This window comes from Streptomyces sp. Root1310 (genome assembly GCF_001426425.1).
In the GTDB taxonomy this organism is placed as follows: domain Bacteria; phylum Actinomycetota; class Actinomycetes; order Streptomycetales; family Streptomycetaceae; genus Streptomyces.
On the sequence record NZ_LMEQ01000032.1, the window covers coordinates 590,459 to 612,903 of the forward strand.

The following is a 22,445-nucleotide window of genomic DNA, read 5'->3' on the forward strand; positions in this document are numbered from 1 at the left end:
TGTCAGCAGGTTAGGTGAGCATAACCTCAGCCACGGCGGCATGGGTCCGTGGTTCCGGAAGGGGTCTATCAAGTAAGGCAATGCTTACCTTACTATTCGAGCGGTCGCGGCTCCGCTGAGCCGTTCCACACCGCACCTGGGAGGCACGGGCAGCTGTGTCGGGCAACACGCGTTCTTCTGCACGGGCGACGGCGACGGACTACTGGCGGCGGCGGTTCGCCGCACCGGCACCGCAGCCCGCACTGCCACTGGACTTTCCGCACCCGCCCCGCCAGGAGGGAACGGCACCGCGCGCCCGGCGCGCCGCCCCGGTTGGGGAGACCGCCGACCTGGCGACCGGACTCGCCGCCCTCGTGGCCCTGCTGCACCGCTACGGGAGTGCCGCCGCGACCGGGACGGCGGTGGCGCACGAAGGGCTGCCGCTGCGCGTCGCGCTCGACGGCGGCACCCCGTTCGCCGAGCTGCGCGAACGGATCACGGCCGCGCGCGCCGAAGCCGCGGCCCACCGCCTGCCGACCGCCGAACTGCTGGCACTCCTCACCCCCGAACCCTTCCGCGGCGGCGGGCTGTTGTGCGCCACGGGCTTCGGCGACGCGCCCTGGGACGAGGGCGGCCCGCTGGACCTGGCCCTGACCGTGACCGACGGGGAGGTGTCGGCGGACTACCGGGCCGACCTCTTCGAACCCGCCACCGTCGACCGGATCCTCGGCCACTACCGCACGCTCCTCGCCGACGCCCTCGCCCGCCCGGCCACCCCGGTCGCCGACCTGCAGCTCCTCGACGACGGGGAACGGCACCGCATCCTGCACGACTGGAACGACACCGCGCACGACGTACCCGCGCTCACCTGGCCGCGGATGTTCGCCGACCAGGTCGCCGCCCGCCCCGACGCGGTCGCCCTCGTCCACGAGGACGTCCGCCTCACCTACGCCGAACTCGACGCGCGCGCGGCCCGGCTGGCGCACTCCCTGGTGGCCCGGGGCGCCGGCCCGGAGACCGTGGTCGCCCTCGCCGTACCCCGCTCGGCCGACATGATCGTCGCGCAGGTCGCCGTCCTGAAGGCGGGCGCGGCCTATCTGCCCGTCGACACCGACTACCCGGCCGACCGCATCGCCTACATGCTCGCCGACGCCCGGCCGGTCTGCCTCGTCACCACCGCCGAGACGGTGCCCGACCTCCCCCCGGACACCGGTCCGCTGGTCCTCGACGCCCCGGACACGATCGCCGAGCTCGCCGCCCGCCCCGCGCAAGGTCCGTCGGCCGCCGACGGGTTGACGGCCGCGCACGCGGCCTACGTGATCTACACCTCCGGCTCCACCGGCCGTCCCAAGGGCACGGTGCTGTCGCACGCCGGTGTGGCGGGGCTGGTCGCCACGCAACGGGAGCGCTTCGGGATCGGCCCGCACAGCCGGGTCCTCCAGTTCGCCTCGCCCGGCTTCGACGTGGCGTTCTGGGACCTGTGCCTCGGACTGCTGTCCGGCGGCCGGCTGGTCGTCGTGCCCGCCGACCGCCGGGTTCCCGGCGCGCCGCTCGCCGACTACGCGAACGAGCACGGCATCACCTTCATGATCCTGCCGCCCGCCCTGCTCGCCGCCATGCCGGAGGACGTGCGACTCCCGCCGCGGGCGACGCTGCTGGCCGGTACGGAACGGGTGTCCCCCGAGCTGGTCGGCCGGTACGCGCGCGGCCGGATGATGTTCAACGCCTACGGCCCCACCGAGGCCACCACCAACTCCACGCTGGGCCTGTGCGACCCGGACACCCCGCCCGGCACCCTCGTGCCGATCGGCGTGCCCGACCCCGGCACCCGTGCCTACGTCCTCGACGACCGGCTGCGGCCGGTCCCCGCCGGTGTCACGGGAGAGCTCTACCTCGGCGGCGCCGGCCTCGCCCGCGGCTACCTGGGCCGCCCCGGCCTGACCGCCGAACGCTTCGTCGCCGCGCCCGACGCCCTCGCCGCCGCCCCCGGCGACCGGCTGTACCGCACCGGCGACCTGGTGCGCTGGAAGGCCGACGGGCGACTGGAGTTCCACGGCCGCGTGGACAGCCAGGTGAAGATCCGCGGCTTCCGCATCGAGCCCGGCGAGATCGAGTCCGTCCTGCGCTCCCACCCGGGCGTCGACCAGGCCGCGGTCGTCGTCCGCGAGGACCGTCCCGGCGAACGGCGCCTCGCCGCCTATGTCGTGCCCTCTCTGGACGCGGGCCCGCAGGCGGACGCCGAGGCCGGTGTCGCCGACTGGAAGGACCTGCACGAACAGCTGTACTCCGCGGCCGGTTCGGAAGGCTTCGAGGAGAACTTCGCCGGCTGGAACAGCATGTACGACGGGCTGCCCATCCCCCTCGCCGACCTGCGCGAGTGGCGGGAGGCGACCCTCGACCGGATCCGCGCCCTGCGGCCCCGGCGCGTCCTGGAGATCGGGGCCGGCTCCGGTCTGCTGCTGTCCCGGCTCGCCCCGGACTGCGAGGCGTACTGGGGCACCGACCTGTCCGAGGAGGCCGTACGGGCCCTGGACGCCCAGGTGTCCGCCGTCCCCGGCCTCGCCGACCGGGTCACCCTGCTGGCCCGGCCCGCGCACGACCTCACCGGGCTGCCCGAGGGCCACTTCGACACGATCGTCGTCAACTCCGTCGTCCAGTACTTCCCCGGCGGCGACTACCTCACTGGCGTGCTGCGCGCCGCCGCCGCGCTGCTCGCGCCCGGCGGCGCCCTCTTCGTCGGCGACGTACGCAACCTGCGGCTGCTGCGCGCCCTGAGCGCGGCCGTCGAGGGCGGGCGGGTGCGGGAGGGGCGGGACGGAGGAGAGGAGGACAAGGACGCCCTGCGCGCCGCCGTGGACCGGGCCCTCGCCTGGGAGGGCGAACTCCTCGTCGACCCCGACTACTTCACCACCCTCGACGGCCTCACCGCCGACATCCTGATCAAGCGCGGCACGCACCACAACGAACTCACCCGGTACCGCTACGACGTGGTCCTGCGATCGCGGGCCGACATGGAGGCGGACGCGGAGGCGGAGGCGGACGCGGAGGTGCCCGGGTCGCCCTGGCCCGCGCTCGGTTCGGTGCACGCCCTGGGCACCCTGCTCGGCGGGCGCCCGGACAGGCTGCGCGTCACCGGCATCCCCAACGCCCGGCTCACCGACGACCTGGCCGCACTCGACGCCCTGCGGGACAGCAGCAGACCGGCCGACGCGACACACGGGGTGGACCCCGAGTCCCTCCACGAGACCGCCGCCCGGCACGGCTACGAGGCGACGCTCACCTGGAACGGGGACGCCGAGGACGGCAGCCTGGACGCCGTGTTCACGCCCGCCGGGGACGACCTCGCGGCGCCGTACCGCCCCGGCGGCGGCCGGCCGCTCACCAACCGTCCGGCACCGTTCCGCAACGTCACCGCGCTGATGACGGCGCTGCGCCGGCACGCCGCCGCGTACCTGCCCGACTACATGGTCCCGGCCGCCTTCGTCCCGCTGGACCGGCTGCCCGTCACCCCCAGCGGCAAGCTCGACGCCGCCGCGCTGCCCGTGCCGGACGTCACCCGGACCGGCGCCGGACGGGCCCCCGGCACGGACCGCGAGCGGCTGCTGTGCGAGCTGTACGCACGGGCCCTGAGGGTGCCCTCGGTGAGCGTGGACGACGACTTCTTCGCGCTCGGCGGCGACAGCATCGTCGCCGTCCAGCTCCTCGTCCTGGCCCGCCGGGCCGGCCTGGAGCTGACCCCGCGCGACGTCTTCCGCCACCGAACGGTCGCGGAGCTGGCCGGTGCCGCCCGCACCGCAGCGGCCGGTCCCGCGGCCGGTCCCGCGGACGACACCTCCTGGCAGCTGAGCGAGGACGAACTCGCGTCCCTGCAGGGGGAGTCCGCCGTCACCGTCGAGGAGACGCTGCCCCTCGGCCCGCTCCAGGAGGGCTTCTTCTTCCACGCCCTGATGGACGGCGCCGAACACGACACGTATGTCGTGCAACAGGTCGTCGAGCTGTCGGGGCCGGTCGACGGCGCCCTGCTGCGCCGGGCGGCGCAGCGGCTCCTCGACCGGCACGCCCCGCTGCGCGCCTGCTTCCGGCAGACGTCCGACGGCCGCCCGGTCCAGATCGTCGCCACCGGTCTCGAACTGCCCTGGCGCGAGGTCGACCTGGCCGCGCAGGACGATCCCGCGGTCCGGCGAGCCCTCGCCGAGGCCGTCGCCGCCGACGAACGGGCCCACCGCTTCGACCTTGCCCGGCCACCCCTGGTCCGCTGCGCCCTGATCCGCTTCGGGGACGAGCGCAGCCGACTGGTCCTGACGTTCCATCACATCGTCGCGGACGGCTGGTCCCTGCCCGTCCTGCACCGTGAACTCCTCGCCCTGTACGGCGAGGACCCGGCGCCCCTGCCCGAAGTCGCCCCGTACCGTGGCTACCTCCGCCGGATCGCCGGGGCCGACCGCGAGGCCGCCCGCGCGGCCTGGCGCACCGCGCTCGCCGGCGTCGAGGAGCCCACCCGGCTGGTCGAGGTCCCGGCGCCCGGCGGACCCGTCGAGCCCGCGCAGATCCGCGTGGAGCTGTCCGAGCGGGTCACCGCCCGGCTCGCCGCCCGGGCCCGGGAGCTCGGAGTGACCCTCGGCACGCTCGTGCAGGGCGCGTGGGGACTGCTGGTCGGCCGCATGACGGGCCGTCAGGACGTGGTGTTCGGCACCACCGTGGCCGGGCGTGACGCCGCCGTCGACGGCATCGAGTCGATGATCGGTCTGTTCATCAACACGCTGCCCACCCGGCTGCGCTGGACGCAGGGCGACACCCTCGGCGCCCTGCTGGAGCGGTTCCAGGAGGAGCAGAGCGCACTGCTCGACCACCAGCACCTCGGCCTCGCGGACATCCAGCGGGCCGTCGGGCACACCGGAGGCGGCGAACTCTTCGACACCCTCGTGGTGTTCGAGAACTACCCCGGCGGCGAGGGCGCCCCGGGCATCACCGACCCCACCGGTACGATCGCCGTCGCCGGGCACGCCTTCCACGACGCCGTGCACTACCCCCTCGCCCTGATCGTCAAGCCCGGCCGCCGGCTCGACCTGCGGCTGAAGTACCACGCGCGGCGCCTGGACGCCGATGCCGCGCAGTCCCTCGCCGACCGGCTCACCCTGGTCCTCGGCGCCCTGGCCGAGGACCCCGCCGCCCGGGTCGCCGACCTCGAACTGCTCACCCCGCGCGAGCTGGCCGGCGCCCACCCGGCGGGGGAGACCCGTCCGGTCCCGGCCACCACGCTGGCCGCCGCGTTCGCCGCGCAGGCCGCGCGCACCCCGGACGCCACCGCCGTCGTCCCCGATGGCGCGGCCCCCCTCACCTACGCCGAACTGGACGCGCGGGCCGAGGAACTGGCCGGCCGGCTGCGGGCCCGGGGCGCGGGCCGTGAGCGGTTCGTCGCGGTCGCCGTGCCGCGCTCGGCCGAGCTGATGGTGGCGCTGCTCGGCGTCCTGAAGGCGGGGGCCGGCTATCTGCCCCTGGACCTGGACTACCCGGCCGAGCGGCTCGCGTACGTGCTGACCGACTCGGGGGCGACCACGGTCGTCACGACGGCACGCGACGCGGCACGGCTGCCGTCGGTCGCGGGCCTCGACGTGATCGACGTCGACGGCATGACCGGCGCGGCCGACGGGGCCGGCACGGCCGAGGTGACGGACGGGGCCGATGTGACCGACGGGGTCGGTGTCACCGGTGTCACCGGCGGGGCCGTGACGACGGGCGAAGGCCCGCCTGCCGCGCCGGTCGCCCCCGTGGACCCCGCCCGCCCCGACGACCCCGCCTACCTCATCTACACCTCCGGCTCCACCGGCCGTCCCAAGGGCGTCGTCGTCACCCACCGCGCCATCGTCAACCGGCTGGCCTGGATGCAGGGCGCGTACGGCCTCACCGCCGGCGACCGGGTGCTCCAGAAGACGCCGTCCGGCTTCGACGTGAGCGTCTGGGAGTTCTTCTGGGCGCTGTGCGAGGGCGCCGCCGTCGTCCTCGCCGCGCCGGACGGACACCGCGACCCCGCCTCACTGGCCCGCCTGATCCGGGCCGAGGGCGTGACGACGATGCACTTCGTGCCGTCCATGCTGGAGGCGTTCCTCGCCTCGGACGAGATCACCGCCGACCCCGGCTGGGCGGCCAGCCTGCGCCGGGTGTTCAGCAGCGGCGAGGCCCTGCCCGGAGCGGCGGCCCGCCGCTGGCACGACCTGACCGGGGTGCCGCTGCACAACCTCTACGGCCCCACCGAGGCCGCCGTCGACGTGACGTACCACGCCTACGACGGCGCGTCCGACATCACCGTGCCCATCGGCCGGCCCGTGTGGAACACCGGTCTGCGGGTCCTCGACCCCTGTCTGCGCCCGGTCCCCGACGGGGTGCCCGGCGAGCTGTACCTGACCGGCGTCCAGCTGGCCCGCGGCTACCACCGGCGCCCCACCCTCACCGCCGACCGGTTCGTCGCCGACCCGTACGCCGGCGAACCGGGCGCCCGCATGTACCGCACCGGCGACCTGGTGCGCCGCCGGGCCGACGGCACCCTCGACTACCTCGGCCGCACCGACCGGCAGGTCAAGCTGCGCGGCAACCGGGTCGAACCCGGCGAGATCGAGGCCGCGCTGACCCGCCACCCGGCCGTCGCCCGGGGCGCGGTCGTCGTCCGCGACCAGCGCCTCGTCGCCTACGCGGTCCCGGCGGCGGGAGCCGCCGTCGACCCCGCCGAGCTGCGCGCCGCCCTCGCGGACGCGCTGCCCGCGCCCCTGGTCCCGGAGGCGTACGTCGTCCTCGACGACCTTCCGCTCACCCCCAGCGGCAAGCTCGACCAGGCCGCGCTGCCCGCCCCCGAGGCCGAGCGCGCCGTCCGCCGGGAGCCCTCAGGACCGCTGGAACGGCGGCTCACCGAGATCTTCGCGGCCGTCCTCGGCATCGAGGACGCCGGACCCGACGACGACTTCTTCCGGCTCGGCGGCGACAGCATCAGCTCCATCGGCGTCGCCGGCCGGGCCCGGGCGGCCGGCCTGGACCTGAGCCCCCGCGACGTGTTCACCCACCGCACCCCCGCGGCCCTGGCGACGGCGGCCGGAGCGGCGAAGGCGGCCCCGGGCGCAGGCCGGGCCCCCGCCGCCCCCTTCACCCTCACGGCCGCCGAACACGCCCGCGTCCGGGCCCTGGCCGCCCCGGCCGCCGTCGCCGACGTGTGGCCGCTGGCCCCCCTCCAGGAGGGCCTGTTCTTCCACTCGGCGTACGACGAGGGCGCCCTGGACGTCTACACCGTCCACGAGACCTTCGACTTCGCCGCCCGGCTCGACACCGGACGGCTGCGCGCCGCCGTGCGCACCCTCCTCGCCCGCAACCCGGGCCTGTGCGCGGGCTTCACCAGCGAGGGCCTCGACCGGCCGGTGCAGTTCATCGCCCGGGACCCGCAGGTCCCGCTCGAGGAGGTCGACCTCTCCCACCTCCCCGCAGCCGAACAGGACGTCCGGCTGCGGGAGCTGACGGAGGCCGAGCGCGACCGCCGGTTCGACCTCTCGGCGCCCCCGCTGTTCCGGCTGCTTCTGCTGCGCCTCGGCGCGGAGCGCGGCGATCGGCTCGTCATCGGCCGTCATCTGATCCTCTGGGACGGCTGGTCGGCCTGGCTGTTCCTCGACGAGCTGTTCGCGCTCTACGAGACGGGCGGCGACGCGAACGCCCTTCCCGAGCCCGGCAGTTACCGGGACTACCTCACCTGGCTCGGGGAGCAGGACGACTCGGCGGCCACCGCCGCCTGGCGCACCGCCCTGACCGGGCTCGACGAGCCCACGCTGCTGGCCCCGGCCGCGGCCGACGGCCTCGAACCGGTCATCCCCGACCAGCTCGGCATGCACCTGTCCGCCGAGCTCGGCGACCGGCTGCGGGAGACGGGCCGCGCGCACGGTCTGACCCTGAACACGCTCCTCGGCGCGGCCTGGGGGCTCACCCTCGCCTCCGCCACCGGACGCCCCGACGTGGTGTTCGGCACCACCGTGGCCGGCCGGCCCAGTGAGGTCCCGGACGTCGGCAACATCATCGGGCTCTTCCTCAACACGGTCCCCACCCGGATCGTCCTCGACCCCGCCGAGCCGGTCCTCGCGCTGCTCCGCCGCATCCAGGGCGAACGCCTCGACCTCATGCCGTACGAACACCTGAGCCTCGGGGTGCTCCAGGCCGAGACCGGACACCGCAAGCTCTTCGACACCCTGTTCGTGCTGCGCAACAACGACACCGAGGAACGGCTGGCGGACCTGCGCACCCGGCACGGCGCCACCGCCGTCGCCAACGTCGACGCCACCCACTACCCGGCCAACCTCGTCATCACCCCGGGCCGCCGGATCGCCGTCACCCTCACCCACCGCCCCGACCTCGTGCCGGCCGACCGGGCGCGCGCTCTCCTCGACCGGTTCGCACTGCTCGCCGACCGCCTCGCCGCCGGCCTCACGGCGCCGGTCGGCTCCCTCGACCCGCTGCTGCCCGCCGAACACGAGGCGCTGCGCGCGCAGTCGGCGGCGAGCCGGGTGCCCGACCCCGAGGACACCATCGCCGACCTGCTGGCCGCGCAGGCCGCACGCACCCCGGACGAGCGGGCCCTCGTCTTCGGCGAGCGCACCCTGACGTACGCCGAACTCGACGCGGCGGTGAACCGCACGGCCCGCCTGCTGATCGACCGGGGCGCGGGCCCCGAGCGGGTCGTCGCCCTCGGCCTGCCGCGCTCCCTGGACATGGTCGTCGCGCTGTTCGCCGTGCTGCGCACCGGCGCCGCCTACCTGCCGCTGGAGCTGGACCATCCGGCCGACCGGCTGTCCCTGATGCTGGCCGACGCCCGCCCGCTCCTGCTGCTCACCACCACCGCCGTCTCCGCCACGCTGGACGGCGACATGACCCGGGTCCTGCTCGACGACCCGGACACCGGGAACGAGCTGGCCGGGCTGTCCGACTCCCCGGTCCGTCTCCGCTTCAGCCTCGAACACCCCGCCTACGTCATCTACACCTCCGGCTCCACCGGCCGTCCCAAGGGCGTCGTCACCCCCTACCGGGGCCTGACGAACATGCAGCTCAACCACCAGAAGGAGATCTTCGCCCCGGCCATCGCCTCGGCCGGCGGGCGGCGGCTGCGCATCGCGCACACCGTGTCCTTCGCCTTCGACATGTCGTGGGAGGAGCTGCTCTGGCTGGTCGAGGGCCACGAAGTGCACGTCTGCGACGAGGAGTTGCGCCGTGACGCCGAGGCACTGGTGGCCTACTGCGAGCGGCACCGTGTCGACGTCGTCAACGTCACCCCGACCTACGCCCGGCTGCTGATCGAGCAGGGCCTGCTGACCGGCCATGTGCCGCCGCTGGTGCTGCTGGGCGGCGAGGCCGTCCCGGAGACGGTGTGGACGGCCCTGCGCGACACCGGGGGGACGTACGGCTACAACCTCTACGGGCCGACCGAGTACACCATCAACACCCTCGGCGGCGGCACCCTCGACAGCGACACCCCCACCGTCGGCCGCCCCATCCGGGGCACCCGCGCCCACCTCCTCGACGCCTGGCTGCGCCCGGTGCCCGACGGTGTGCCCGGTGAGCTGTACATCGCCGGCATCGGCCTGGCCCGCGGCTACCTGGGCCGGCCCGCGCTGACCGCCGAACGCTTCGTCGCCGACCCGTTCGGGGAACCCGGCGAGCGCATGTACCGCACCGGCGACCTGGTGCGCCGGGGCCCCGACGGCAACCTCGACTTCCTCGGCCGCACCGACGACCAGGTCAAGATCCGTGGCCACCGCGTCGAGCCCGGCGAGATCGAGACCGTCCTCAGCCGTCACCCGCTGGTCGCCCAGGCCGCCGTCGTGGTCCGCGGCGAACGCCTCGTCGGCTATCTCGTGCCCTCCGGCGCCGACTCCGGGGAGCGCTCGGCGGCCGAGGCCGCGCAGGTCGGGGAGTGGCAGGAGATCTACTCCGACGAGTACGAGGAGATCGGCACCGCCGTCTTCACCGAGCGCTACGACGGCTGGGACAGCTCCTACGACGGCCGGCCCATCCCCTTCGAGGAGATGCACGCCTGGCGCGAGGCCACCCTCGCCCGCATCACCTCCCTGCGGCCCCGCCGGATCCTCGAGATCGGCGTCGGCTCCGGTCTGCTGCTGTCCCGGCTCGCCCCGGAGGCGGAGGCGTACTGGGCGACCGACTTCGCCGCCCCCGTCATCCGCAAGATCGGTGAGGAGGTGCGGCGCGACCCGGCCCTCGCCGCCAAGGTCGAACTGCGCTGCCGGCCGGCCGAGGACCTCGGCGGTCTGCCCACCGGCTACTTCGACACGATCGTCATCAACTCCGTCATCCAGTACTTCCCGAGCGTCGACCACCTCACCGCCGTCCTGCGCGGCGCCATGGACCTGCTCGCGCCCGGCGGCGCCCTGTTCGTCGGCGACGTCCGCAACCTGCGGCTGGCCCGCACCTTCCACACCGAGATCCAGCGCGCCCGCGGCACCGCCGAGGCCGACCTGGAGGCGGCCGTGGAGCGTGGCCTGAGGCTGGAGAAGGAACTCCTCGTCGACCCCGACTTCTTCACCACCCTCGGCTACGGGGTCGACCTGCGGACCAAGCGCGGCCCTCACCACAACGAGCTGACCCGGCACCGCTACGACGTCGTCCTGTACGCCGGCGAGCCGGACGTACGGCTGGACGAGGTGCCGGTGGTCGACTGGGCCACGGCCGACACCGTCGGCGAACTCGTGCGCGGGGACTGGTCCGGCGCCGAGAGCATCGGCGCGCTGCTCGGCGGCAACTGGTCCGCGACCGGCGACAGGGGCCGGCACCCGCGCGGCGAACGGCCCGCGGGCCTGCGGCTGACCGGTGTGCCCGACGGCCGTACCTCCGCGGCGGGCGTCGACCCGGAGCACCTGTGCGAACTCGGCGCGGCCGCCGGATACCGGGTGCTGACCACCTGGTCGGCGCGGACCGGGACGTTCGACGCGGTGTTCCTGGCGACCGACACCGCCGCACCGCGCCTCACCGGCGGCCTGTTCCGCGCCGGCGGCGGAACCCACCCCTACGCCAACGACCCCACCGCCGCCCGCGAGGCGAGCGCCCTGGTGCGCAGGCTGCGCGAGGACCTGGGCCGCGAACTGCCCGACTACATGGTCCCGGCCGCCTTCGTCACCGTCGACGGCCTGCCCATGAACGCCAACGGCAAGCTCGACGTGCGCGCCCTGCCCGACGCGGAGCCCGCCGTCGCCCTCGGTGGCGGACGCGGCCCGCGCACCCCGGGGGAGGAGGTGCTGTGCCGGCTGTTCGCCGAGGTGCTGGGGCTGCCCGAGGTCGGCGCCGAGGACGACTTCTTCGATCTCGGCGGGCACTCGCTGCTCGCCACCCGGCTGGTCAGCCGCGCCCGCACCGAACTGGGCGCCGAACTCGCCATCCGTGACCTCTTCGAGGCACCCACCCCGGCGCTGCTCGCGGGTCGCGCGGACCGGGCGGACCCGGCCCGGCCGGCCGTCACCCCCGTCGCGGACCGGCCCGCCCGCATTCCGCTGTCGGCGGCTCAGCGACGGCTCCTGCTCGTCGAGCAGATCACCGCAAGCGGCGCCGCCTACAACTTCCCGCTGGTCTTCCGGCTGCGCGGCGGCCTCGACACGGAGGCCCTGGGCAGCGCCCTGCGGGACGTCGCCGGGCGCCACGAGTCGCTGCGGACGGTGTTCCCGGTGCACGAGGGCGAGCCGTACCAGCGGATCGTCCCCGCCGCCGAGGCGGTGCCCTGCTGCGCGGTGAGCGACTGCGCCGAGGAGGAGCTGCCCGCGCTGATCGAGGCGGCCCAGCGCCGCCCCTTCGACCTGACCGCCGAACTCCCGCTGCGCTGCGAGGTGTTCCGGCTGGGCCCGGACGACCACGTGGTGGCCGTCGTGCTGCACCACATCACCACCGACGAGTGGTCCGACCGCCCCTTCCTCGCCGACCTCGGCACCGCCTACGCGGCCCGCCGCGAAGGACGGCCGCCCGCGTGGGCGCCGCTGCCCGTGCAGTACGCCGACTACACCCTCTGGCAGGACGACCTGCTCGCCCGGACCGGGGAGACCCGGCTCGCCCACTGGACGGACGCCCTGCGCGGTCTCCCCGACGAACTCGCCCTGCCCGCCGACCGGCCGCGTCCGGCCGAGCCGACCGGGCGCGGCGGCACGGTCCGCCTGGAGCTGCCCACCGCCACGAGCCACGCGCTGCGCGACCTCTCCGCAGCCACCGGTACCAGCATGTTCATGCTGTTCCAGGCGGCCACCGCGGCGCTGCTGCACCGGCTCGGCGCCGGGGACGACATCCCGCTCGGCGCACCCATCGCGGGCCGCACCGACGAGGCGCTCGGCGAACTGGTCGGCTTCTTCGTGAACACCCTGGTCCTGCGCACCGACCTGTCCGGCGAGGAGCTGACGTTCCGGCAGCTGCTGGGCCGGGTGCGGGACTCGTCCCTGGCGGCGTTCGAACACCAGGACCTGCCCTTCGACCGGGTCGTGGAGGCCCTCAACCCGCCCCGGGTGGCCGGCCGCAACCCGCTCTTCCAGGTCATGCTGGGCTACCACCACCGTCCCGACGGCGACCCGGACGTGCTCGGCCTGCGGACCGAATGGTTCGACATGGACACCGGCACGGCCAAGTTCGACCTCCACTTCACCTTCGTCGACGAGACCGGCCGCGACCGCGTCGTGCTGCTCCTGGAGTACGCGACCGACCTCTTCGACCACGGGACGGCCGAGCGGCTCGCCCACCGCACGGCGCGGCTGCTGGAACACGCCGCGGCCGGACCGGACCGCCCGGTACGGGACCTGCCGCTCCTGGAGGAGGCCGAACGGACGCTGGTGCTGGAGGAGTGGAACGCCACCACGCACCCCGTCCCGTCCACCACACTGCCCGGCCTCTTCTCCGCCCGGGCGGCGCGCACCCCGCATGCCACGGCACTCCTCTTCGAGGGCGAGCGGCTGACGTACGCGGAGCTGGACGCCCGGGTGGAGCGGACCGCGCGGGTGCTGGCCGCGCTGGGCGCGGGCCCCGAGCGGACCGTGGCCGTCGCGCTCCCGCGCTCGCCCGAACTGGTCGTCGCCCTGCTCGCCGTCCACCGGGCCGGGGCCGCCTATCTGCCGCTCGACCCGGACTACCCGCGAGAACGCCTCGCGCTCATGCTCGACGACGCCCGTCCGGTGTACGTGATCCGCGACGGCCTGCCGACCGGCCCCGAGGCGGACCTGCCCGCGTCGTACGATCCGGCGCACCCCGCGTACGTCATCTACACCTCCGGCTCCACCGGCCGTCCCAAGGGGGTCGTCGTCCCGCACGAGGGCATCGTCAACCGGCTGCTGTGGATGCAGCACGCCTACGGCCTGACGGCCGCCGACCGCGTCCTGCAGAAGACCCCTTCCAGCTTCGACGTGTCGGTGTGGGAGTTCTTCTGGCCCCTGATCACCGGCGCCGCCCTGGTGCTCGGCCGGCCCGAGGGCCACCGCGACCCGGCCTACCTGGCCCGTCTGATCCGCGAACAGGACGTCACCACCGTCCACTTCGTGCCCTCCATGCTCCAGCTGTTCCTGGAGGAGCCGGCCGCCGCGCGGTGCGCCGGCCTGCGCCGGGTGATGTGCAGCGGCGAGGCGCTGCCCGTCGGCCTGGCCCACCGCTTCCACGACGTCCTGACCGCCGAACTGCACAACCTCTACGGGCCGACCGAGGCGTCGGTCGACGTGACGGCCGTCGAGATCGGGCCGGACGCGCCGAGCGTGCCGATCGGCCGCCCGGTGTGGAACACCCGCGTGTACGTACTCGACGCCGCGCTGCGCCCGGTGCCTCCCGGCGTCCCCGGCGAGCTGTACCTCGCGGGCGTCCAGCTCGCCCGCGGTTACCTCGACCGGCCCGCGCCGACCGCCGAGCGGTTCGTCGCCGACCCGTACGGGGCGCCGGGAACCCGCATGTACCGCACCGGCGACCTGGCCCGCTGGACGGCCGACGGGACGGTCGAGTACCTGGGCCGCACCGACGACCAGGTGAAGGTGCGCGGCTTCCGCGTCGAACCCGGCGAGATCGAGGAAGCCCTGACCCGGCACCCGGCCGTCGCCCAGGCCGTCGTCGTGCTCCGTGACCAGCGGCTGGTGGCCTACGTGGTCCCGGAACGCGGCGCCGGACCGGTGGACCCGGCGGCGCTGCGCGCCCGCACGGCCGCCGCGCTCCCCGCGCACCTGGTGCCCGCGGCCTTCGTCCCGCTCGGCGCGCTGCCCCTCACCCCCAACGGCAAGCTGGACCGGCGGGCCCTGCCCGCCCCCGACTTCACGGCCGCGGGCGCGCAGGGCGCCCCGCCGCGCAGCCCGCGCGAGGAGATCCTCGGCGGACTCTTCGCCGACGTCCTCGGCCTCGACCGGGTCGGCGCCGACGACGACTTCTTCACCCTCGGCGGACACTCCCTGCTCGCCATGCGGCTGGTCAGCCGCGTCCGTACGGTCCTCGGGGCCGACCTCGGCGTCCGTACCGTCTTCGAGGCGCCCACCCCGGCGCTGCTCGCCGAGCGGCTCGACGACCGGGCCGGGGGGCTGCCCGCCCTCGTCCCCGCGGACCGGCCCGGGGAACTCCCGCTGTCCTTCGCCCAGCAGCGGCTCTGGCTGCTGCACCGGATCGAGGGGCCGGGATCCACGTACCACATCCCGGCGGCCTGGCGGCTGACCGGTGCCCTCGACCCGGACGCGCTCGCCGCCGCGCTGCACGACGTCGCGGTACGCCACGAGAGCCTGCGCACGGTCTTCCCCGAGGAGGACGGCCGGGCCCGCCAGGTCGTCCTCGACCCGGCGCGCGTCACGGTCCCCGTCGAGCACGCCCGGGTCACGGAGGACCAGCTGCCCGGCCGGCTCGCCGCCGCCGCCGCGCGGGGTTTCGCACTCGACCGCGAACTCCCGCTGCGCGCCCATGTGTTCGGCCTCGGACCGGACGAACACGTGCTGCTCCTGGTGCTGCACCACATCGCCGGCGACCAGTGGTCCGACGGCCCCCTGTGGCGTGACCTGGCCACCGCCTACGAGGCCCGGCGCGCGGGACGCGGGCCCGCGTGGGCTCCCCTGCCGGTCCAGTACGCCGACTACGCCCTCTGGCACCGCGAGGCACTCGGCGACGCCGACGCGCCGGACAGCCGCCAGTCCCGCCAGCTCACCTACTGGCAGAACACCCTCGCGGGCCTGCCGGAGGAGCTCGCGCTGCCCGCCGACCGGCCCCGGCCGCCGGAGAGCGGCCACCGCGGTGGCGCCGTCGGGCTGACCGTCGACGCCGGACGGACCCGGGACCTGCGCACGCTGGCCCGCCGCCATGGCGTCAGCATGTTCATGGTCGCGCAGGCGGCCGTCGCCGCGCTGCTGCACCGGCTCGGCGCCGGGGACGACATCCCGCTGGGCGCACCGGTGTCGGGGCGCTCCGACGAACGCCTCGAAGACCTGGTCGGCTTCTTCGTGAACACCCTGGTCCTGCGCACCGACCTGTCCGGCGACCCCACCTTCGCCGACCTGCTCGCCCGGGTCCGGGAGACCGACCTCGCCGCCTACGAGCACCAGGACCTGCCCTTCGAACGCCTGGTGGAGGCCGTCAACCCGGCCCGCTCACTGGCCCGGCACCCGCTCTTCCAGGTGATGGTCGTACACCTGGAGAACGCCGGCGCCACCCCCGTCCTGTCCGGTCTGACCGCCCGGCGCGAACCCCTCGGCCAGCAGGGCGCCAAGTTCGACCTCAGCTTCGACTTCGTCGAGCAGGGCGACGGCGGCGGCATCCAGGGCTGGATCGAGTACAGCGCCGACCTCTTCGACGAGTCCACCGCCGAACTCCTCGCCCGGCGCCTCGAATCGCTGCTGGAACAGGTCGCCGCCGATCCCGGCCGCCGCGTCGGCAGCCTCGACGTGCTGCGCGACGACGAACGCGCCCTCGTCCTCACCGAGTGGAACGCCACCGCGCGGCCGGTCCCCCGTCTCACCCTGCCGGAGCTGTTCCGCGCCCAGGCCGCCCGCACTCCCGAGGCCACCGCGGTCGTCTTCGAGGACACCGCCCTCACCTACGCCGAACTCGACCAGCGGGTGGAGCGGCTCGCCCACACCCTCGCCGCGCACGGGGCGCGCGCCGAGGCCACCGTGGCCGTCGCCCTGCCGCGCTCCCTCGCCCTCGTGACGGCGCTGCTCGCGGTCCACCGCGCGGGCGCCGCCTACCTGCCCCTCGACACCGGCTACCCGGCCGAGCGGCTCGCGTACACGCTCACCGACGCCCGCCCGGTCTGCCTGGTCACCACCGACGGGGTCACCCTCCCGGACACCGGCGTGCGCACCCTCACGGTGTATGCCGACGGCGCCCCCGACCGCCTGGCGCAGGCGCCCCTGCCCACCGCCCACGACCCCCGCCACCCCGCCTACGTCATCTACACCTCCGGCTCCACCGGCCGCCCCAAGGGCGTGACGGTGCCCCACGAGGGCATCGCCAACCGGCTCCTGTGGATGCAGGACACCTACCGCCTGACCCCCGGCGACCGGGTCCTGCAGAAGACCCCGGCCGGGTTCGACGTCTCGGTGTGGGAGTTCTTCTGGCCGCTCGTCACCGGCGCCGCCCTGGTCCTCGCCCGCCCCGGGGGACACCAGGACCCCGCCTACCTCGCCGGACTGATCCAGCGGCAGCACATCACCACGGCCCACTTCGTGCCGTCGATGCTGCGCGCCTTCCTCGACGAACCGGCCGCGGCCGGGTGCACCGGACTGAGCCGGGTGATGTGCAGCGGCGAGGCACTGCCCGCCCCGCTGGCCGCCCGCTTCCACCGGGTGCTGCCGGGCAGCCGCCTGCACAACCTGTACGGCCCGACGGAAGCCTCCGTCGACGTCACCGCCCACGAGGTGCCCGCCGACCCGGCCGGCGTGCCCATCGGCCGCCCGGTGTGGAACACCCGCACCTACGTCCTGGACGCCGCGCTCCGCCCGGTCCCGCCCGGCGTGGCCGGCGAACTGTACCTGGCGGGCGTGCAGTTGGCGCGCGGCTACCTGGGGCGCCCCGGCCTGACCGCCGAGCGGTTCGTCGCCGACCCGCACGCCGACGGGCCCGGCGGCCGGATGTACCGCACCGGGGACCTGGCCCGCTGGACCCGGGACGGCACGCTGGAGTACCTCGGCCGCGCCGACGACCAGATCAAGCTGCGCGGCTTCCGGATCGAGCCCGGCGAGACCGAGACCGTCCTCGCGACGCACCCGTCCGTCGGCCACGCCACCGTCGTCCTGCGCGACGCGCACCTGATCGCGTACGTCGTCCCGGCCGGCGACGGCACGCCGGTGGACGCGACGGCCCTGCGCGCCCACGCCGCCGCCGTGCTGCCCGACCACATGGTCCCGGCCGCCGTGGTCACCCTCGACACCCTCCCGCTCACCCCCAACGGCAAGCTGGACCGCCGCGCGCTGCCCGCCCCCGACTTCGCCGCCGAGGTGACCGGCACCCGGCCGCGCACGGCGCTGGAGGAGACCCTCGGCGCGCTCGTCGCGGACGTCCTCGGCCTCGAACGGGTCGGTGTCGAGGACGACTTCTTCTCCCTCGGCGGCGACAGCATCGTCGCCATGCAGCTGGTCGCCCGGGCCCGCGCCGCCGGGCTCGCGTTCGGCCCCCGTGACGTGTTCCGGCACAAGTCCGTCGCGGGACTGGCCACCGTGGCCGTCCCCGCCGGCCCCGCCGCCGTCGGCGGGGACCCCGACGACACCGCCCTCCTGCTCGACCTCACCGACGACGAGCGCGCCGAACTCGCCGCCCTGCCCGCCGGAACCGAGGTGCTGCCCGTCTCCCCGCTCCAGGCCGGCCTGCTCTTCCACGCCGCCCTCGACTCCGGAGAGGAGGGCCCCGACGTGTACACCGTCCAGGTCTCCTACGACCTGGAAGGACCGATGGACGCGGACCGGCTGCGCGCCGCCGGGCAGGCGGTGCTCGACGCGCACGAGAACCTGCGCAGCGGCTTCCGGCACCTGTCCTCCGGGCGGCCCGTCGCCGTCGTACCGCGCACCGCCGTACTGCCCTGGCGGCAGCTCGACCTCACCGGCCCGGATGGCGGTTCGGATGCCGGCCCGGATGCCGGTTCGGGCAGCGGCCGGACCGGCGGCCCGGACGCGTGGACCCGGCTGCTCGGCCAGGAGCGGCGCCGCTTCGACCCCGAACGCCCGCCGCTGCTGCGGCTGCTGCTGGCCCGGCTCGGCCCGGACCGGCACCGGCTCGTCCTCTCGCACCAGCATCTCCTGCTGGACGGATGGTCGCTGCCGCTGCTGTCCGCCGAGCTGTGGGCGCGCTACGAGGGCCGCACCCCCGCCGTACCGGCCCCGTACCGCGAGCATCTGCGGCTGCTGGCCGCAAAGGACCCGGCCGTCTCGGCCGCCGCGTGGGCCGAGGCCCTCGGCTCTCTCGCCGAACCCACCCGGCTCGCACCCGTCGACGCCGACCGCGCCGCCGTCGTGCCGCACACCCACACCGTCGCACTGGACGCCGCCCGCACGGCGGAGCTGGAGGCGTTCGCCCGGAGCCGGGGCATCACCCTCAACACCCTCGTCCAGGCCGCCTGGGGTGTCCTCCTCGGCCGGCTCACCGGACGCGACGACGTGGTGTTCGGCGCGACCGTCGCCGGCCGCTCGGCCGAGCAGCCCGGGGCCGAGTCGATGATCGGCCTGTTCATCAACACCGTGCCCGTCCGGGTGCGGGTCCGTCCGCGGGAGAGCACGGCCGACCTGCTGGCCCGGCTCCAGGACGAGCAGTCCCGGCTCATCGCCCATCAGCACCTCGGCCTCGCCGACATCCAGCGGGCCGCCGGGCTCGGCGAACTCTTCGACACCCTGGTGGTGTTCGAGTCGTACCCGGTGGGCGAGGCGGACGGGGAGGGCGCCGGACCGCGCGTCACCGTCCGCGACCACGAGGACTCCACCCACTATCCGTTCGCGTGGGCCGTCGAGCCCGCGCAACGGCTGCGGCTCACCGCCGAGTTCCGCCCCGAGCTGTTCACGCCGGCCGTCGTGCGGCGGATCACCTCCGCCCTGGCCGCCCTGCTCACCGGCATGGCGGCCGACCCCGACCGCCCGGTCGGACGGCTCGACCTGCTGGGCCCCGACGACCGGCACACCGTCCTTCGGACCTGGAACGACACCGCGCTGCCCGTACCGGCGGACGGGCGGCCGGGCACCGTGCCCGCGCTGTTCGCCGCCCAGGCCGCCGCCGCACCGGACCGGGTCGCCGTCACCGACGGCTCGGTGACCTGGACGTTCGCCGAACTCGACGCCCGCACCGACCGGTTGGCGCGCACCCTCGCCGGACACGGCGCCGGTCCCGAGCGGATCGTGGCCCTCGCCCTGCCCCGCACCGCCGACCACATCGCCGCGATCCTCGCCGTGATGAAGGCGGGAGCCGCCTACCTGCCCCTCGACCCCGACCTGCCCGCTTCCCGGCTCACCGGCATGCTCGACGACGCCCGCCCGGTCCTGGTCCTGGCCACCGAGCGGACCGCCCGCGCGCTGCCCGCCACCGAGATCCCGGTGCTGCTCCTCGGCGGCCCGACCGGCGGCCTGCCGGAGGCGGATCCCCTCCCTCCCGCTCCCGACCACCCCGCCTACGTCATCTACACCTCCGGCTCGACCGGCCGCCCCAAGGGTGTCGTCGTCACCCAGCGCGGGATCGCCAACCTCTTCCACAGCCACCGCCACGACCTGCACGAAGTGGCCCGGCGCCGCACCGGACGCCGGCACCTGCGCGTCGGGCACGCCTGGTCCTTCTCCTTCGACGCCTCCTGGCAGCCGCAGCTGTGGCTGCTGGACGGACACGCCCTGCACATCGCGGACGACGAGACCCGCCGCGACCCCGAACTCCTCACCGCCTTCGTCCGGGACCGGGGCATCGACTTCATCGAGGTCACCCCGTCGTTGCTGGCCCAGATGGCGGACGGCGGGCTGATCACCGCCGAGGGCGGCTGCCCGCTCTCCGTGGTCGGCTTCGGCGGCGAGGCCGTACCCCCGTCGCTGTGGGCACGGCTGGCCGCGCTGCCGGACACCGAGGCGTTCAACCTGTACGGCCCCACCGAGGCCACCGTCGACGCCCTCGTCGGCCGGGTCCGCGACAGCGCGGGCCCGGTCGTCGGACGCCCCGTCCACCACTCCCGCGCCTATGTGCTGGACACCGCGCTGCGCCCGGTCCCGCCCGGCGTCACCGGCGAGCTGTACCTGTCGGGGCCGGGGCTGGCCCGCGGCTACCTCGGTCGGCCGGACCAGACCGCCGAGCGCTTCGTGGCCGACCCGTTCGGTCCCCCCGGGGAACGCATGTACCGCACCGGCGACCTGGCCCGCTGGACCGAGGACGGCCTGCTGGAGTTCGCCGGCCGCACCGACGACCAGGTGAAGATCCGCGGCTACCGGGTCGAACTCGCCGAGATCGAGGCCGCGTTGGACACCCACCCGGCCGTCGCGCAGACGGTCGTCGTGGCCCGCGAACACCGGCCGGGCGTACGGCAGCTCATCGCGTACGCCGTCGTCCCGGACGGCACGCGGGACGCGGCCGCGCTGCGTGCCCACGCCGCGGCCGCGCTGCCCGACTACATGGTCCCGGCCGCCGTGGTCGTCCTGGACCGGCTGCCGCTGCTCTCCAACGGCAAGCTCGACCGGGCCGCCCTGCCCGCCCCCGACTTCACCGCCGCGGGCGGCGGCCGGGCCCCTGCGAGCGACGCCGAGCGCACCCTGCGCGACCTGTTCGCGCACGCCCTCGGGCTGCCCGCCGAGGCGGTCGGCACGGACGACGACTTCTTCGCCTTCGGCGGCGACAGCATCGTCGCCATGCAACTCGTCGCCCGGGCCAGGGCCGGCGGTCTGCGGGTCACCCCCCGTCAGGTCTTCCGGCACCGCACGGTCGCCGCGCTGGCCGCCGTCGCCGTCCCGCTCGGCACCGACGAACGGCACACCGCGCACGACGACGGCACCGGTACCGTCCCGCTCACCCCGATCATGCGCGCGCTGCTCGAACGCGGCGGCCCCGTCGCCGCCTACCACCAGGCGGCCCTGCTCCGCACCCCGGCCGACCTGACCGGGCCCGGGCTGCTGGCCGTGCTCACGGCGCTCGCCGCCCGGCACGACATGCTCCGCGCCCGGCTCGTCCGCGACCCGGAGTGGACCCTGCGGGTGCCACGGGCGGAGGACACCGACGTCGGCACCTGGCTCACCCGGGCCGACGTGCGCGGCGCGGACGAGGCCGGACTGCGCGCCGCCGTCTCCGCCCACGCGGCGACGGCACGGGCCGGGCTGGACCCGGAGGGCGGGGCGATGGTGCGGGCGGTCTGGTTCGACGCCGGACCCGGACACCCCGGCCGGCTGCTGATCCTCGTCCACCACCTCGTGATCGACGGCGTCTCCTGGCGTGTCCTGCTGCCCGACCTCGCCACGGCCTGGGCCGCCGTCCGCACCGGCCGCCCCGCCGGACTGGCTCCCGTGGAGCTGTCGTTCGCCCGCTGGTCACGGCTGCTCGGGACCCGCGCCGGCGATCCGGCGGCCGAGGACGAGCTGTCCTGGTGGACCTCCACCCTCGCCGGGGGAGCCGGCCTCCCCCTGGCCCGCCCGCTGGACCCCGCCCGGGACACCGTCGCCACCACCCGCCATCTCTCCCTGGCCCTGCCCGCCGACCTGACCGGCCCCCTGCTGAGCCGGGTCCCGGCCGCCTTCGGTGCCACCGTCAACGACGTCCTGCTCACGGCGTTCGCCCTCGCGGTCGCCGACTGGCGGGCCCGGACGCCGGGGTGGACCCCGGCGACGCGGGGACCCGGCGGACCCGGCGGACCCGGCGGACCCGTCCTGGTCGACCTGGAGGGCCACGGCCGCGAGGAGGAACTCGCGGACGGCGCCGACCTGTCCCGTACGGTCGGCTGGTTCACCAGCGTCGTGCCCGTCCGGCTCGACCCGGGTGAGGCCGACCTGGCGGACGCCTTCACGGGCGGCCCCGCGCTGGACGAGGCACTGGCCCGGATCCGCGCCCACCTCGCGGCGCTGCCCGTCTCCGGGATCGGGCACGGCCTGCTGCGCCACCTCAACCCCCGCACCGGCCCCGGCCTCGCCCGACTCGGGGAGCCGCAGATCGAGTTCAACTACATGGGCCGCTTCGGGCACCCGGAGGCCGCCGACTGGTCGTACGCCCCCGAGGACGACGCCGCCGACCTCGACGCGGACGCGGGCATGCCGATGTCCCACGCGCTCACCCTCAACGCCCTCACCGAGGACCGTCCAGGGGGTCCCGAACTGAGCGCCCACTGGGCCTACGCGGCCGGACTCCTCACCGAGGAGGCGGTACGGGACCTGGCCGAGACCTGGTTCCGCGCGCTGGAGGCGGTCGTACACCGGGCCGCCGCCTTGAACCAGCCCTGACCGCAACGCACTTGACCCGACGACAGACCAGATCAGACAGACCAGATCAGAGAGACCCCGAGAGCCCCAGAGCGACCCAGA

1 protein-coding gene is annotated in these 22,445 nt (G+C 75.4%); it reads left to right on the forward strand.

Going from position 1 to position 22,445, the window contains the following annotated elements:
- Positions 1–155: 155 nt before the first annotated feature.
- Entirely contained in the window at positions 156–22,364 is a 22,209-nt protein-coding gene (locus tag ASD48_RS35785) for a non-ribosomal peptide synthetase (RefSeq protein ID WP_057606026.1), read from the forward strand.
- The last annotated feature ends 81 nt before the right edge of the window (positions 22,365–22,445 follow it).